This window comes from Nonomuraea sp. NPDC048901 (assembly GCF_040649695.1).
In the GTDB taxonomy this organism is placed as follows: Bacteria; Actinomycetota; Actinomycetes; order Streptosporangiales; family Streptosporangiaceae; genus Nonomuraea.
In genome coordinates, this window is sequence record NZ_JBEZFW010000002.1 from 208,131 (window position 1) to 224,154 (window position 16,024).

The window sequence follows — 16,024 nt, forward strand, 5'->3', positions numbered from 1 at the left end:
CGGCCCACGGGCTCGTCCTCGACTGGCTGACGTCCTGAGGGCGGGGGTCAACTGGCTCGTCCTCGACCGGCTGACCTCCTCAGGACCGCCACGACCGGATGGCGGCCTGACAGGGTGAGACGAATCACCCTGTCCACCCCGAATCCGGGCGGCTGCCACGGCTCCGGAACGAGCGCCACCACGGTGCCGCCCACGGCCAGGACGCGGTGGATCTCCCGCCACAGGCGGCCGGGGTCCCGGCGGAGCCGCCCGCTCGGGGCGACCTGACGGTCCCAGGGCGGATTCACCAGCACCCGGTCCACGCTGCCGTCCGGCAGGGGAATCCGCCCCGCATCGGCCACCCCCCAGGCGATGGCGTCCGTCACGGGGCTCCGGCCCGCGTGGGCTGAGGTGAAGGCGCGGGTGGCGTTGGCGGCGGCGACGTGGACGGCGTGCGGGTCGTGGTCGAAGCCGATCAGCCGTGCGTGCGGCGCGAGCGCGCGGGCCTCGATGAGCGTGGTGCCGGCGCCACAACAGGGGTCGAGCACCGTGCCGGCGCGCTCGAGCCGCGCCAGCCCGGCCATGGCGGCGGCCACCGGCGGGTGCAGCGTGCCCGGGATCGACTCCGTCTTGTACGGCCTGCGGTGCAGCGGTCTGGCGGGCACCCGCAGGGCGATGACCGCCTGCCCGTCCTCCACCGTGACCCGCCACGCCGTCGAGCCCTCGGGCGGCACACGTCCGTCGCGGCGCGAGTGGTACGGCATGCCCAGCGGCCGGGCGAGCTCGGCACCGACGGCGTCCTCGATGTCGAACCGGTTGTAGTTCCGCCGCCCGACGAACGATGCCGACACCTCCACCCCACCGCCGCCCCGCCCGCCTGTCTGGTGGGCGAGTTTCGTCAGGCTTTCGGCGTCGAGTTCGCGAGCCGCCCGCGCCAGGCGTCCCAGCGCCTCCCTGTCGCGCCCGATCCCCTCCACGACGGCCGCCACCAGCAGCACGTCGTCGGCCGTCCGCAACCCCAGCAGCTCCGGCCCGGGATCGGCCGTCTCGAACCACACCTCACGGTGGCGCACCCCGCGCACCACCCCAAGCCCGGCACGTCGGATCTCCGCGGCCACCAGGGGCTCGATGCCACGCACCGCCCTGGCCACGGCAAGCGTATGCACGTGTCCTTCTCCCACGTCGCGACCCGGGACGGCGGCCGGCCGTCCCGCATCACCGGCGGTGGGTCATCCACGGCGCGCCGGCGGGTCGCTAACGCAGGAAGAAGAAGAACTGCATGCGCCCACGCTATAGATCACCCGCCTCCAGAGGCCACCGATTTTCCGCGCGCGCCCGGCCACGGAGACGTACGGTGTACTTCGATCGCGTTGACGTGAATGGGCCGCTATCCGAATGATGGTGTTCATGGACGTGCTTGACTTCGACCTGTCGGACCGTGACTTCTGGGCCAAGCCGATGGCGGAGCGGAGGGCCGCCTTCGACCGGCTGCGGGAGCGAGATACGCCGGCCTTCTTCGCCGAGCCCGTGGTCGACTTCGCCCCGCAGGGGCCCGGCTACTACGCGCTGGTCAAGCATGCCGACATCCTGGAGGCCAGCCGCACTCCCGAGGTCTTCTCCTCGGGCGACGGCGGGGCCACGAACATCCTCGACATGCCCGCCGAGTTCGCCGAATACTTCGGCTCGATGATCAACATGGACGACCCGCGGCACGCGCGCCTGCGCCGGATCGTCTCCCGGGCCTTCACCCCCAAGATGATCAAGCAGTTCGAGGCGGACGTGGACACCGCGGCCGCCAAGATCGTGGACGACCTGCTGGTCACGGGCTCCGGCTGCGACTTCGTCACCGAGGTCGCCGCCCGCCTGCCCTTGAAGATCATCTGCGACATGATGGGCATCCCCGAGCGCGACTACCAGTTCGTCTTCGAGCGCTCGAACGTCATCCTGGGCGGCTTCGACCCCGAATACACCGGCGACGACGTCACCCAGGTGGTCCCGCTCCTGCTCAACGCCGGGATGGAGCTGCAGCAGCTCGTCCAGGACCTGGCCGCCTACCGCATCGACCAGCCCACGAACGACCTGACGTCCTCCCTCGTCAACGCCAACATCGACGGCGAGCGGCTGACCTCGCAGGAGCTCGGGTCGTTCTTCATCCTGCTGGTGGTGGCGGGCAACGAGACCACCCGCAACGCCATCTCGTACGGCCTGCGCCTGCTCACCAACAACCCCGACCAGCGGGCGCTGTGGCTGGAGGACGTCCAGGGCCGGGCGGCCGGAGCCGTGGAGGAGATCGTCCGGATGGCCTCACCGGTGAACTTCATGCGCCGCAAGGTGACCAGGGACTACGAGATGAACGGCCACCTGTACCGGAAGGGCGACAAGGCGGTCCTGTACTACTGGGCGGCCAACCGTGACGAGGCCGTCTTCGAGGAGCCGGAGCGGTTCGACATCACCCGCTCACCCAACCCGCACGTGGGGTTCGGCGGACCGGGGCCGCACTTCTGCCTGGGGGCGCACCTGGCCCGGCGGGAGATCACGGTGATGTACCGGGAGCTGCTCCGCCGGGTGCCCGGCATCCAGGCGGGCAAGCCGGACCGACTGCACTCCAGCTTCATCAACGGCATCAAGCACCTGGAGTGCACCTTCTAGAGCCGCCTGCCCGGCCCCCGGGATGCCGGGGGCCGGGGACAGGGTCAGGAGGTGGGGGTGACCTTGATCTGCTTGATGACCGTGTTGACGTCCGGCAGAAGCTGCTTGCTGGTCGACGGGATCGACATGTAGACGATCGCCGGTACGTCCTTGCCGGTGTTGATGGCGGCCGTGACGATCGTGGCCTTCTCGGTGCCCGAGGTCAGCGCGTAGGCGATGACCCGGCCCGAGGACTGCCCGACCTTGATCGGCTGCTGGGCGATCTTCTTGACCGTGTTGCCCTCGGGGAAGAAGCGCTTGCGGGCGTTCAGCACCACCTGCTTGATCACCGGCTCCAGGTCGTCCTCGCTGGTGAACGAGGACGCCAGCTTGGCCGGGAGCGGGCCGGTGAGGATCTGGGCGGAGCTGTTGGTGCCCGTGATCACGTACTGGCGGGTGTCGAAGCCGTACGTGGACTTGACGGTGGCGCGCTGGTCCTGCTGCCAGGTGCCGCCGAGGCGCGGGATCGTGATGCCGGCCGAGGGGTTGGCGACTATGCCCGTCACGGGGGCGGCCTTGCCGGACCACCGCGGCAGACGGGGGATCGAGCTCGCCGTCTTGGTGGGGGCGGTGCTGGCCGACGTGCTCGGCTTGGCGGCCGCGGTGTTGGTGGCGGACGGCGTGTTGCTGGCCAGCGGTCCGGCCAGGAACGCCCAGAGGACGGCGCCGACCAGGGCGATGGCCACCGAGCCCGCCAGGGCGTAGATCCAGAGGGGCTTGCCGGGGTTGTCCAGCGACTCTGGCTCACCCATCGCCTGGTAGTCGTCGCCGAAGACGGTGTTCCAGAGCTCCTGCTGGCGCTCGGGCGGCGGGGTGCGGGAGCCGCTGATCTGACCGGCCGTCACGAACCTGTGGTCCGGGTCGGACGGGTCGCGGCTCAGGTTGGCGCCCGGCCTGCCCTGCTCGCCTTGCTGGTCCTCGCCGGTCGGCGGCTGCCCGCCCGGGGGCTGGCCGCCCGGACCGTGGCCACCTGGTCCGTGCCCACCCGGACCGTGCCCACCTGGTCCGTGCCCACCCGGACCGTGCCCACCTGGCCCGTGGCCGATCGGCGGCTGGCCGGGCGGTGCTTGGCCGACCGGCGCCTGGCCGTACGCGACCAGGCGGTCGTCGGGGGAGGGCGCGGAACGCGGCACCGCACGCTCGTCGAGGGGAGTGCCACGGCGCCGGCTGTCCAGCGGAGTGACGTTTCGCGGGCCGTCCAGCGGAGAGCCGCCCTGCGGACCGTCCAGCGGCGAGCCGGACCGAGGGCCGTCCAGCGGGGAGCCGGACCGCGGGGAGCCGGACCGCGGCGCGCCTCGGTCGTCCGCGGGCGGGTACGCCAGCTCGCCGAGCGGATTCGGGAACTGGTGGTACGCCGTGGGCTGATTGTCCGGAGAGTTCTGGCCATAGGCGGCCGTGCGCTCCATCGGGTCACCCGGACGCGACTGAGGCCGGGCGTCGGGCTGGCCGAGGTTCGACCACGCGTCCGAGGACGGCGGAGCCTCCGACCAGGCGGGCCCGGAGTCCGGCCAGGACTGCTGCGACCCCTGCGAGGGCGCAGAGCCCTGCCGCGAGGGATCGGGCCACGAAGGCGAGGACTGTGATGGGTCCGGCCAGGACGGCGAGGATTGCGCCGGGTCCGGCCAAGATGGCGAGGACTGTGATGGGTCCGGCCAGGACGGCGAGGACTGCGCGGGATCGGGCCAGGACGGCGAGGACTGCGCGGGGTCCGGCCACGAGGGTGAGGATTGCGATGGATCGGGCCACGACGGCGAGGACTGCGACGAGTCCGGCCATGACGACTGGGCGGCACCGCCCCGTGAAGAGTCAGGCCATGCCGCGTCCTGCCGGGGCGCCTCGGGCCAGGATGTCGGCACCTCCGGCTTAGGCGCCTCGGGCCAGGACGGTGGCAGATGGGGTGCTCCGGAATTCTCCGTTGCCATTGCTGCCGTACCTCCCGAGGTTATGTCCGGATTTGACGCATCCGGCATGATCTCACGCGAGACCAGGGGTTCCGCAGTAAAACGCGCGAAGCCGTGCGGATCCGTCGGTGGGTCCTGCATGGGCAGGCCACCATCTGGACGTTCTGGCTCTACTGGGTACACCACGGCGACGAGAGTATTCTAATGGGACATTAGAGGTCACAACGGATACATCACCATCAGATCTCACCAGACCTGAAGAGTCCATTGTGCCTACTGACCCGACTCGACGACCCGCATTCAGCCGAAGACGTGCGCTAGGCTTGACCTATGCGTTCCGCGACCCTGCTTCTTAGCGGGCCGCGACGGCTCTGATCAGCTCGCCGTCGCGGCTGCCCCTCGTCATGCGCACGAGGGGTTTTCTTATGGGTCCGAGTCAATCCAAAAGGACAACCGCCGTGAGTGAGTACAACCCGCAGGCGCTGCAGGCCAAGTGGCAGCAGCGATGGGAGGAGCAGGACCCGTTCCGGGCCAGCGATGACGCCGCCGACACGCGTGAGCGGCGCTACATGCTGGACATGTTCCCCTATCCTTCCGGTGACCTCCACATGGGCCATGCCGAGGTGTTCGCGATCGCCGACGTGGTCGCGCGCTACTGGTTCCAGAAGGGCTACAACGTCCTCCACCCGATCGGCTGGGACTCCTTCGGCCTGCCGGCCGAGAACGCCGCCATCAAGCGGAACGCACACCCCGCCGAGTGGACCTACGCCAACATCGAGACGCAGGCCAATTCGTTCAAGCGCTACGGCATCTCCTTCGACTGGTCGCGCCGCCTGCACACCAGCGACCCCGACTACTACCGCTGGAACCAGTGGCTGTTCATCCGCTTCTTCGAGCGCGGCCTGGCCTATCGCAAGGGCGGCCTGGTCAACTGGTGCCCCCAGGACCAGACCGTGCTGGCCAACGAGCAGGTCGTGGCGGGCAAGTGCGAGCGCTGCGGCGCCGATGTGATCCGCCGCGAGCTGACGCAGTGGTACTTCAAGATCACTGACTACGCGCAGCGGCTGCTGGACGACATGCAGCAGCTGGACGGCTGGCCGGAGCGGCTGCTGACCATGCAGCGCAACTGGATCGGCCGGTCCGAGGGCGCCGACGTGCTGTTCGAGATCGAGGGCCGCGAGGAGCCGGTCCACGTCTACACCACGCGGCCCGACACGTTGTTCGGCGCCACGTTCTTCGTGGTGGCCGTGGACGCGCCGCTGGCCGACGAGATCGTCACGGACGAGCAGCGCGCGGCCTTCGAGGCATACCGGGCCGAGTCGGCCAAGCTGAGCGACATCGAGCGGCTGTCCACCGACAAGGACAAGACCGGCGTCTTCCTGGGCCGCTACGCGATCAACCCGGTCAACGGCGAGCGCATCCAGGTCTGGGCGGCCGACTACGTGTTGTCCGACTACGGCCACGGCGCCATCATGGCCGTGCCCGCCCACGACCAGCGCGACCTGGACTTCGCGGTGAAGTTCGGGCTGCCGGTGAAGGTCGTCGTGCACACCGGCCTGGCCGACCCCGGCGAGACCGGCGAGGCCACGCCGGGCGAGGGCAAGCTGGTCAACTCCGGCCCGCTGGACGGGCTGTCCAAGACCGAGGCCATCTCCAAGATCATCGAAGTGCTGGAGACCCAGGGCAAGGGCACGGGCGCGATCAACTTCCGGCTGCGCGACTGGCTGCTGTCCCGCCAGCGCTACTGGGGCACGCCGATCCCGATCATCCACTGCGTCGACTGCGGCGAGGTGCCCGTCCCCGACGACCAGCTGCCGATCACGCTGCCCGACCTGCGCGGCGAGGCCCTGGCGCCGAAGGGCGTGTCCCCGCTGGCCAGTGCCACCGACTGGGTCAACGTCGAGTGCCCCAAGTGCGGTGGTCCCGCTCAGCGGGACACCGACACCATGGACACCTTCGTCGACTCGTCCTGGTATTTCCTGCGCTACACCTCGCCCGGCTACACCGACGGCCCGTTCGACGTCGAGGCGGTCCGCAAGTGGGGCCCGATCGACCAGTACGTCGGCGGCATCGAGCACGCGGTGCTGCACCTGCTCTACTCGCGCTTCTTCACCAAGGTCCTGCACGACATGGGCATGCTGGACTTCACCGAGCCGTTCCTGCGCATGCTCAACCAGGGCCAGGTGATCAACGGCGGCAAGGCCATGTCCAAGTCCCTGGGCAACGGCGTGGACCTGGGCAAGCAGATCGACGACTTCGGAGTCGACGCGGTCCGCCTGACCATGGTGTTCGCCGGTCCGCCCGAGGAGGACATCGACTGGGCCGACATGTCGCCGGCCGCGTCGCAGAAGTTCCTGGCCCGTGCCTTCCGTGTGATGGACGAGGTGGCCGCCGAGCCCGGCGTGTCGTTCGAGGGCGGCGACGTCGAACTGCGCAAGGCCACCCACCACGCCATCGACGAGGTCACCCGGCTGGTGGAGTCCCAGCGCTTCAACGTCGCGATCGCGCGCATGATGGAGCTGACCTCGGCGGCCCGCAAGGCCATCGACTCCGGTCCCGGCGCCGCCGACCCCGCGGTCCGCGAGGCGGCCGAGACCCTGGCGATCATGCTGTCGCTGGTGGCGCCCTACACCGCCGAGGAGGGCTGGGAGCGCCTGGGCCACAAGGGCGGCGTCGGCCGGGCCGGCTGGCCCACCGCCGACCCGGCGCTGCTGGTGCAGGAGTCGGTGACCTGCGTCGTCCAGGTGGCCGGCAAGGTGCGCGAGCGCCTGGAGGTGTCGCCCGACATCTCGGAGGCCGACCTGAAGGCGCTGGCCCTGGGCTCGGAGAAGGTCCGCTCCTACCTGACGGGCGAGCCGCGCAAGGTGATCGTGCGGGCGCCGAAGCTGGTCAACATCGTCCCCTGACGCCGACTTAGAGGCGGCGCAGCGCGGGCAGCAGCTCCTTCTCGGCCCAGCCGAAGAAGGGCTGCTGCTGGTCGTGGCCGATCTGGACGAGCGCGACGTGCGTGAACCCGGCGTCGGTGTACTTCCGGACCGCCTCGACCACCGCGTCCACGTCGTTGCCGCACGGCACGCTGCCGGCGACGTCCTCGGGCCGTACGTAGTCGGCGTAGGCGCCGAAGTTGACCGGCCCCGGCAGCTCGGCCATGACCTTCCACCCGGCCGCCGACCAGCGCCACAGCTCGTGGGCCCGCTCCTTGGCCGCCTCGGCGTCGGTGTCGTAGGAGATGGCCAGCTGGCCGTACACCGGCTTGCCCGACCCGCCGAGCGCGTTGAACTGCTCCACCACCTCCGGCATCGGCTCGTTGACGATCAGCAGGTCGCCGAACTCGGCGGCCAGGTCCGCCGACTGCCCACCGGAGGCGGCGACCCCGATCGGGATCCGGCGCTCGGGCAGGTCATAGAGCTTGGCCGAGTCCACGTCGTAGAACTCGCCCTGGTAGGTGACGTACTCGCCGGAGAACAGCTTCTTGATGATCTGGACGGCCTCGCGCAGCATCCGGTGCCGGGTGTTGACCGGTGGCCAGCCCTCGCCGATCACGTGCTCGTTCAGGTTCTCGCCGGAGCCCAGCCCCAGCGTGAACCGGCCCTGGCTGAGCACGCCCATCGTGGCCGCCTTCTGCGCGACCACGGCCGGGTGGTAGCGCATCAGCGGGCACGTCACGTACGTCATGAGGGGCAATCGCTCGGTGGCGTTCGCCGCCGCGCCCAGGACCGACCAGGCGTAGGGCGCGTGACCCTGCTCCTCGAGCCATGGGAAGTAGTGGTCGGAGATGACCGCGTAGTCGAATCCGGTCCGTTCGGCGGTGGCCGCGTCGTCCACCAGTTGCCGGGCCGGAGTCTGCTCGCACATCAAGGTGTAGCCGATTTCTGCCATGGTGTGCCGACTACCCGGGCTTGCACACGTTAGTTACCAGGCGCCGGAGATCAACGTTGGGTCAGTTCCTCCACCACCAGGCCCAGCCCGATGCCCATCAGCCAGACGTCCTTGGCGACGGAGACCCCCTCTTGGGAGGGGCGCAGGGTGCCATCCTGGCGCAGCCCGGGGGTCTTGACGTAGAAGGCGAGCAGTCCGCCGGCGAACGCGGTGAGCGCCGCCCCCGCGAGCAGCGACGGCACCACCGGGAGCAGCAGCGCCGATCCGACCGCGATCTGCGACTTCGACAGCAGCCGCACGAACGTCTCGGGATCCTGCCGGCGAAGGAACGGGAAGGCCGTGGCCGCCATGCCGTGCACGCCGGTGGCGGCTTCGCGGTCGGCCTGAGCCAGGGTGAGCCCGGAGTCCAGGATGTACGCTCCCGCCGCGATGCGGGGCGGCCATTGGTGGGGGCGGGCGAGAATCCTCACGTTTCCTCCAGAAATGACGTCACGTACGGCTTCTGCCCCATCGCCGTCTGTCACACGCTGCCCGGCGGCGGCCTTGACCAAGACTTCAAGGGCGGACTTCGCGGCCGGACGCGCACTAGTGTGCAGCTGTGACAACTGGCGCATACCTGAGATTTCCACACCTGCACGGTGACCTGGTCACCTTCGTCGCCGACGACGATGTCTGGCTGGCTCCCGTGGCGGGCGGACGGGCCTGGCGGTTCACCGCCGACCGTACGCCCGTGTCGTACCCCAGGTTCTCGCCCGACGGCGCCCGCATAGCGTGGACCGGCCATCGGGAGGGACCGCCCGAAGTGTTCGCCGCCGAGCTCGACGGGGCCGAAGGCGAGCGGCTGACCCACTGGGGCAGCGCCACGACCGGCGCGCGCGGGTGGACCGCCGGCGGGGATGTGCTCGCGGTCAGCGCGACGGGCGAGGGCTCACGGTCCAGGACGTGGGCGTACGCGGTGCCGCTGGACGGCGGCCCGGCGGTGCGCCTGCCGTACGGGTGGGTGAGCGAGGCCGCCGTCAGCGGCGACCGGGTCGCGACCGTGTCGCCGGTCTACCGCGAGCCGTCACATTGGAAGCGCTACCGGGGAGGTACGGCCGGCAAGCTCTGGGTCGACGCCGAGGGGAACGGCGAGTTCGCCCGGCTGTTCGCCGACAGCCACGCGCAGTACTGGTCGGTCATGTGGGTGGGTGACCGTATCGCGTTCCTGGCCGACATCGACGGCACCGGCAACGTGTACTCGGCCCTGCCTGACGGCTCCGACCTGCGCAAGCACACCGGGCACGACGAGTTCTACGCCCGCCACGCCTCGACCGACGGGGAACGGGTGGTCTACAGCCACGCCGGCGACCTCTGGCTGCTGGAGAGCCTGGACGCAGAGCCGTACAAGCTGGAGGTCAAGCTCGGCGGGCCGCGCCCGGCTCGCGCGCGGCGACCGGCGCCGGCCCGCGTCGGCGGGTTCTCGCCGGACGAGACCGGGCGGGCGAGCGCGGTCGAGATCCGCGGCACCGCCCACTGGGTGACCCACCGAGACGGGCCCGCGGGCGCGTTGCGGGTGGAGCCGGGCGTCCGGGTACGGCTGCCGCGGGCGCTCGACGCCGACGGCCGGGCGGTCTGGGTCTCGGACGCCACCGGTGAGGACGGTCTGGAGATCGGTACGCCCGGCGGCGAGATCCGTACGCTGGCCGCGGGCGAGCTCGGCCGGGTGCTCCAGCTGGCCGCCGCGCCCAACGGCAAGCACGCGGCCGTGGCCACGCACGACGGGCGACTGCTGGTCATCGACCTCGAATCCGGAAATATCCGGGAGCTGGATCGCACGACGCAGGGGGACATCAGCGGGCTGACGTTCTCGCCCGACTCGTCCTGGCTGGCGTGGGTGCATCCGCATGACGAGCGGCTGTCGCAGATCAGGATGGGCCGCCTCGACGGGACCTCCGTCATCGACGTGACGCCGCTGCGGTTCGTCGACTTCGACCCGGTCTTCACCAGGGACGGAAAGCATCTGGCGTTCCTGTCGGTACGGACCTTCGACCCGATCTACGACGCGCACGTGTTCGACCTGTCGTTCCCGGCGGGCTGCCGGCCGTACCTGGTGCCGTTGCAGGCGACGACGCCCTCGCCGTTCGACCCGAGCCTGCAGGGGCGCGGGTTCAACGGCGAGGACGACAAGCCCGCCTCGTCCGCTGCTTCGGATGAGAAGAAGAACTCGGACAAGAAGGACGCCGAGCCGCCGCGTACCGAGGTGGACGTCGAGGGGTTGGCCTCGCGCGTGGTGCCGGTGCCCGTGCCCGCCGCGCACTACCGCAACCTGCGCACCGCCAAGGACGCGCTGCTCTGGCTGCGCCACCCGACGGCCGGGCTGCTCGGCGACGGCACCGAGCCGACCGGCGAGACCGTCCTCGAACGCTACGACCTCAAGAAGCGCGCCAAGGCCGAGCTCGGCAGGGAGACGCGCGCCTTCGAGGTGAGCGGCGACGGCAGCAGGCTCGTCCTCAACGGCAAGAACGGCCTGCAGACCCGCACCAGCGGCGAGGGCGACGAGGTCGTCACCATCGACCTCGACCGGATCACGGTCCAGATCGACCCGGCCGCCGAGTGGCGGCAGGGCTTTGCCGAGGCCGGCCGGTTGATGCGCGACCACTTCTGGCGCGCGGACATGAACGGCGTCGACTGGCAGGGCGCCCTCGACCGCTACGCGCCGCTGGTCGACCGGATCGGCGCCTACTCCGAGCTCATCGACCTGCTCTGGGAGGTACAGGGCGAGCTGGGCACCTCGCACGCCTACGCCCGGCCCGTCGGCGGGGGCTACGACTCGCGGCGGCGCCAGGGCCTGCTCGGCGCCGACATCGTCCGCGACGCGGAAGGCGTCTGGCGGGTCGAACGGATCCTGCCCGGTGAGTCGTCCGACCACGACGCGCGCTCGCCGCTGCTCGCGCCGGGCGTCGCCGTGCGCGCGGGCGACGCGATCGTGGCGGTGGGCGGACGACCCGTCGATCCCGTACGCGGCCCGCTCGCCTCTCTGTCCGGCACGGCCGGCCAGCCCATTGAGCTGACCGTACGACCGGCGTCGGGCGGCGAGACCCGCCGGGTGGTGGTCACCCCGATCTCGGACGAGACGCAGCTGCGCTACCACGACTGGGTGGAGGGCCGCCGGGCCTACGTCCGGCAGGCGTCGGACGGGCGGCTCGGCTACCTGCACGTGCCCGACATGGTGGCCTCGGGGTGGGCGCAGTTCCATCGCGACCTGCGTACGGAGATGGCCCGCGAGGGGCTGGTCGTGGATGTCCGTGAGAACGGCGGCGGGCACACCTCCGAGCTCGTGCTGGAGAAGCTGTCGCGCCGGGTCACCGGCTGGAACCACGCCCGCGGCTACGAGCCGATGCGCTACCCCGAGGACTCGCCGCGCGGCCCGATCGTGGCCGTCACCGACGAGTTCGCGGGCTCGGACGGCGACATCGTCAGCGCGGGCATCAAGAACCGGAAGATCGGTCCGCTGGTAGGCACCCGGACGTGGGGCGGGGTGATCGGCATCGACTCGCGCTACTCGCTGGTGGACGGGACGGTGGTGACCCAGCCCCGCTACTCGTTCTGGCTGGCCGGGCCGGGCTGGGGCGTGGAGAACTACGGCGTCGACCCCGACATCGAGGTGGTCATCACGCCGCAGGACCGGGTGGCGGGGCGCGATCCGCAGTTGGAGAAGGCGGTCGAACTCGCGCTCGCCGCCCTGGCCGAGCACCCGGCGGCCACCCCTCCGGACCTGCCGCCTCTCGCGACATGACGAGCCTCTCCGTCGCGGACCTGCCGCCTCTCGCGACATAACCGCGCGACGTAACCTCGCGACATAACGGACTCATCACGGGATCCGCTCCGATGACGATCGGAGCGGATCCTGTAGGCAGGCTTGATCCTATGAAGTCCCTTACGTATCGCCTTGGGCTGTCGCTCAAGGGCGTGGCCGCTGACTCCCTCTTTCAGAGGTAAGGCGGTGGAGCCTCTCGCCTATCGTCAGAGCGGTATCCGGGAAACCGGACTGAATGCCCGGGACATCAGGAAGGCCCTGGAAAAGCTCACCGTTCCAGGGCTCCCCCTGGGGACGTTCGGCATCGCGGGCGGTGCGGCGAGAGAACGCCACAACCAGGCCGGCGACGAGTTCAACAGCCGGGCGCGGCGCGGCGCGGAGTCGGCCGAGGGCATCTCGCACAATATGAAGCTCACCGCCGACGGGTACGTGCGGGCCTCCAACGACGTCATGCGCGCGGTCCTCGCCGTTGGCCGCGACCGGCAGCCTCTCGTACGCGGGAAGGCCCCTACGCCGGAGTCGGAAGTCCGGAACGGCCTGGGATATGGCCTCACGTCGCTCGGTACCACGGGCGTGACCCTCATCCGGCTGGCGGAGGCCTCCTCCTACCTCCAGCGCGGCTCGGCCGCCGGGGTCGCGAACCTGTCGGCCGAGGCGGCGAAGATGGCGAACCTGAGCCAGCGCACGCTGTCCATGCTCAAGGTCGCCGCCACGATGTCGATCACGGCAGGGACCGGGCTCATGCTCTGGCTGGCCACCGTGACCTGGAACGACGACAAGGTCGACGAGGCCATCGCGGCCTGGCGCCACGCCGCCAACTCCCTGGGCGAGATCTTCGGGGCCGGGGACCCGATGAAGCTGGAGGCACTGGCGGCAGCATGGCACGGTGGCGCCAAGGACGTGGCCGACCAGAAGCTACGAGACTTCGTCACCGCGGGTGTCCAGCTCGCCGACTACGCCGCCGGCCGGGCTGTCGGGTTGCAGGACGCGGTGAAGCAGCTGAACCGGCTGCACTCGTACGCGTTCTGGACGACCATGGGTGAGCTGGGGGTGATCGCGGCGCTGCGCCTGGTCGCGGCCGTCAACCCGGCCGCCCGGCTGGCGACCATCACGGTGGGGTGGCGGTTGTCCCTCGCCCTTGTACTGATTCAGGGGGCTATCACCGCGCGGCTGGAGTACCTGGCGGGAGAGTCCTTGAAGAAGGACTCGGTGGGCGCCGGGCCGCCGGGGGTCGAGGAGACGGACTTCCCTCGCTTCTGACCTTCCCTTGCGGTCATGCGGTCATGCGGTCATGCGGGCCTGCGGTCATTGGGGGTCCGTGGTCATGCGGGTCGTCCTGGACTGCCGCCCGGCGGGGTGAGGCCACAGGCCGGTTGATGATGATGGTCATCCGGTCTGTGTGATGCGGTCCAGGATCTCAGCCAGGATCGGCTCGGTGGTGGCGAAGTTCAGCCGCACGCAGTGCGCGCCGCCGGGCCCGAACGTGGCGCCATCGCTCAGCATGACTTTCGCGTCACGTTCGAGCGCTTCCTGTACGCCTGGGCGGCCGTAGTCGAGCCAGGCCAGGTAAGTGGCCTCCGGGATGCGGTAGCCGACCTCCTCAGGCAGCCGGTCGGCGATCGTCCGGCGATTCCTGTCCAACAGGGCACGGGTCTCCTCAAGCCAGGCGTCGCCGTGCCGCCAGGCCGCCACCGTCGCCTCTACCCCGAACAGATTGGCGGAGCCGAACACGAAGGGCGGCTGCGCGTCCAGAGCCTTACGCAGATCCGGCGAGCCGATGTGGGCGACCGAGCACCGAATGCCGCCAAGATTGAACGCCTTGGTGGCAGAGGTGAGCGTGACGGTCCGCTCCGGCAGGATGGTGGCGAACGGGATGTGCTGGTTGGGGGCGTACGCGAGGTCGGCGTGGATCTCGTCGGAGATGACGAGCAGGTCATGACGCTCGACGTGCTCCGCCAGCTCGGTCAGCTCCTCGCGGGTGAAGACCCGGCCCGTGGGATTGTGCGGGTTGACCAGCAGCAGCACCTTGCACCGGGACAGATCAGGCACCTCAAACCGCCACGAGTCCCCGTCGGCGATCAGCTGGAGGGGATGCAGCGGCCGGTTCATGGTCTCCAGCGTGCCGAGGAACGGGGGATAGGCGGGGGTATGCACGGCCACGCCGTCGCCTGTGCGGGTCCATACGTGGAGGAGCACTTGGAGCGCTTGGTTGATGTCGGAATAACTCCGCACATACTCAAGCTCCGGCTCCCAGCCGTACCGACCGGCCATCCGCTCAACGAACGCCTCAGCCAGGGGACCACAGCGGGGACTGTCCAGCCAGGTGGGGTAGCCGAGGTCACCGTGGGCCCGCCGTTGAAGGGCGTTGACGACTTCGGGGGCGGTGGGGAGGTCCATGTCGGCGATCCAGGCGGGGATGACGCCGGGAGCGGCTTTGGCCCACTTGAATCCGTCGTGTGTTGCCTTGAGGTCTTCTGCCCGCTTTGTGTAGGTCACCCGGCCATTCTAAAAACCACCTTGATCCTGGCCACCCCGTCTCACGATCAGCCCGGTCTTACGGCCACCCCTGGCCTTGCGGCCGACCCTGTCTCACGGCCATCTCGTCTCACGGTCGGCCCGGTCCTGCGGCCAACCTGTCTCACGTCGGCCAGCCGGTCCCACGATCAGCCCGGCTCACTGATCAGCCCATCTCATCGTCGGCCCATATGGCCGATCAGACGATCGGTCCGTTCGCGCCGAAATGCTCGAAGACCCGTCGATGGCAGGCCCACAAGGTGGCTGGTGGCGAAACAGCACCAACCACTCGTGGATCACAGGAGTGGTGCCTTCCTGCCATATCCATCAGCCATCCGCGCGACTGATGCCCATTGGGCACCCGCACGGTCGATACCCGCTAGCCGTCTGTACGATCCGTACCCATTAGACGCCCGTACAGGAGATGCCCAGTAGCCACCCGATACGGTCCACGGCCACCCATCAGCCACCCGTATGGTCGTGGCCACTCGTAAGACACACGTATGGTGTTCCGGGCGCATGACCCTGTCATGCGCCCGGAAACCTGCGTGGAGTCAGAGGCGGCGGAGGACCGCCACGACCTTGCCCAGGACGCTGGCTTCGTCGCCGGGGATCGGGTCGTAGTTGGCGTTGTGCGGCACCAGCCAGACGTGGCCGTCCTTGCGCTTGAACGTCTTCACCGTAGCCTCGCCCTCGATCATGGCCGCCACGATGTCACCGCTCTCCGCGACCGGCTGCTGGCGGACGACGACCCAGTCGCCGTCGGCGATGGCGGCGTCGATCATCGAATCACCGGCGACCTGCAGGAGGAAGAGGGTGCCTTCACCGACCAGTTGCTTGGGCAGGGCGAAGACGTCTTCGACGCTCTCCTCGGCGAGGATCGGCCCACCTGCGGCGATCCGGCCGACCAGCGGCACGTAGGCGGCCGTGGGCCTGCTCACCGGAGAGTCGGACTCGTTGGCGGCGTCGGGATCGACCCAGAGCACGGGCTCGCCGGGCAGACGCACCTCGAGCGCACGCGGCCGGTGGGGGTCGCGTCTCAGGTAGCCCTTGCGCTGCAACGCCGTCAGCTGGTGCGACACGCTGGACGTGCTGGTCAGTTGCACGGCCTCGCCGATCTCGCGCATGGACGGCGGGTAGCCCCGCTGTTGGACCGAGTCGCGAATCACCTCGAGGATCTTGCGTTGCCTGGGCGTCAGGCCCAGGGAGTCACGCCGACGCACCGCGAGGTCACTGACCCCGTTGGTGTCATCCCGATCGCTCATGA

Annotated in this window: 10 protein-coding genes; 4 read left to right on the forward strand and 6 right to left on the reverse strand. The window is 69.9% G+C overall.

Annotated features, from left to right (window positions below; all coding sequences use genetic code 11):
• Positions 1-47: 47 nt before the first annotated feature.
• Positions 48-1,145, reverse strand: a complete 1,098-nt coding sequence (locus tag AB0C30_RS06070) for a methyltransferase domain-containing protein (RefSeq protein WP_357940134.1) — start codon at positions 1,143-1,145, stop codon at positions 48-50.
• A 241-nt stretch (positions 1,146-1,386) separates the two neighbouring features.
• Here AB0C30_RS06070 and AB0C30_RS06075 point away from each other — a divergent pair, with 241 nt between their 5' ends.
• A complete protein-coding gene (locus AB0C30_RS06075) occupies positions 1,387-2,628 on the forward strand; it encodes a cytochrome P450 (protein ID WP_357940136.1) in 1,242 nt (413 codons plus the stop codon).
• Between the two features lie 44 nt (positions 2,629-2,672).
• On the opposite strand, the gene AB0C30_RS06080 is transcribed toward AB0C30_RS06075, so the two are convergent.
• Positions 2,673-4,073, reverse strand: coding sequence for a hypothetical protein (locus tag AB0C30_RS06080; RefSeq protein ID WP_357940138.1), 1,401 nt, complete (start codon positions 4,071-4,073; stop codon positions 2,673-2,675).
• A gap of 920 nt (positions 4,074-4,993) precedes the next feature.
• Here AB0C30_RS06080 and leuS point away from each other — a divergent pair.
• Positions 4,994-7,474 carry a leucine--tRNA ligase gene (leuS, locus tag AB0C30_RS06085; protein WP_357940140.1) on the forward strand — a complete coding sequence of 827 codons (2,481 nt, stop codon included), beginning with the start codon at positions 4,994-4,996 and terminating at the stop codon, positions 7,472-7,474.
• Between the two features lie 7 nt (positions 7,475-7,481).
• On the opposite strand, the gene AB0C30_RS06090 is transcribed toward leuS, so the two are convergent.
• Together AB0C30_RS06090 and AB0C30_RS06095 are read right to left on the reverse strand one after the other, a co-directional pair.
• Positions 7,482-8,447 carry a TIGR03557 family F420-dependent LLM class oxidoreductase gene (locus tag AB0C30_RS06090; protein ID WP_357940142.1) on the reverse strand — a complete coding sequence of 322 codons (966 nt, stop codon included), beginning with the start codon at positions 8,445-8,447 and terminating at the stop codon, positions 7,482-7,484.
• A 50-nt stretch (positions 8,448-8,497) separates the two neighbouring features.
• Positions 8,498-8,917, reverse strand: a complete 420-nt coding sequence (locus AB0C30_RS06095; protein WP_357940144.1) for a hypothetical protein — start codon at positions 8,915-8,917, stop codon at positions 8,498-8,500.
• A 128-nt stretch (positions 8,918-9,045) separates the two neighbouring features.
• On the opposite strand from AB0C30_RS06095, the gene AB0C30_RS06100 reads away from it, so the two are divergent.
• Together AB0C30_RS06100 and AB0C30_RS06105 are read left to right on the forward strand one after the other, a co-directional pair.
• A complete protein-coding gene (locus AB0C30_RS06100; RefSeq protein ID WP_357940146.1) occupies positions 9,046-12,222 on the forward strand; it encodes a PDZ domain-containing protein in 3,177 nt (1,058 codons plus the stop codon).
• Positions 12,223-12,429: 207 nt separating this feature from the next.
• Positions 12,430-13,503 (forward strand): hypothetical protein, encoded by a 1,074-nt coding sequence (locus AB0C30_RS06105; RefSeq protein ID WP_357940147.1) that lies wholly within the window; start codon positions 12,430-12,432, stop codon positions 13,501-13,503.
• 126 nt (positions 13,504-13,629) lie between these two features.
• Here AB0C30_RS06105 and AB0C30_RS06110 read toward each other — a convergent pair whose 3' ends face one another.
• The gene (locus AB0C30_RS06110; RefSeq protein WP_357940149.1) at positions 13,630-14,739 is read right to left on the reverse strand and encodes an aminotransferase class I/II-fold pyridoxal phosphate-dependent enzyme; all 1,110 of its coding nucleotides are present in this window, start codon (positions 14,737-14,739) and stop codon (positions 13,630-13,632) included.
• Between the two features lie 572 nt (positions 14,740-15,311).
• The gene (lexA, locus tag AB0C30_RS06115; protein ID WP_357940151.1) at positions 15,312-16,022 is read right to left on the reverse strand and encodes a transcriptional repressor LexA; all 711 of its coding nucleotides are present in this window, start codon (positions 16,020-16,022) and stop codon (positions 15,312-15,314) included.
• Positions 16,023-16,024 lie beyond the last annotated feature (2 nt).

Excerpts from the sequence above, each read along its gene's own strand:
- AB0C30_RS06075 (WP_357940136.1), top strand. The coding sequence starts at position 1,387 with ATGGACGTGCTTGACTTCGACCTGTCGGACCGTGACTTCTGGGCCAAG.
- lexA (WP_357940151.1), bottom strand. The coding sequence starts at position 16,022 with ATGAGCGATCGGGATGACACCAACGGGGTCAGTGACCTCGCGGTGCGT.
- AB0C30_RS06090 (WP_357940142.1), bottom strand. The coding sequence starts at position 8,447 with ATGGCAGAAATCGGCTACACCTTGATGTGCGAGCAGACTCCGGCCCGG.
- AB0C30_RS06080 (WP_357940138.1), bottom strand. The coding sequence starts at position 4,073 with ATGGAGCGCACGGCCGCCTATGGCCAGAACTCTCCGGACAATCAGCCC.
- leuS (WP_357940140.1), top strand. The coding sequence starts at position 4,994 with ATGGGTCCGAGTCAATCCAAAAGGACAACCGCCGTGAGTGAGTACAAC.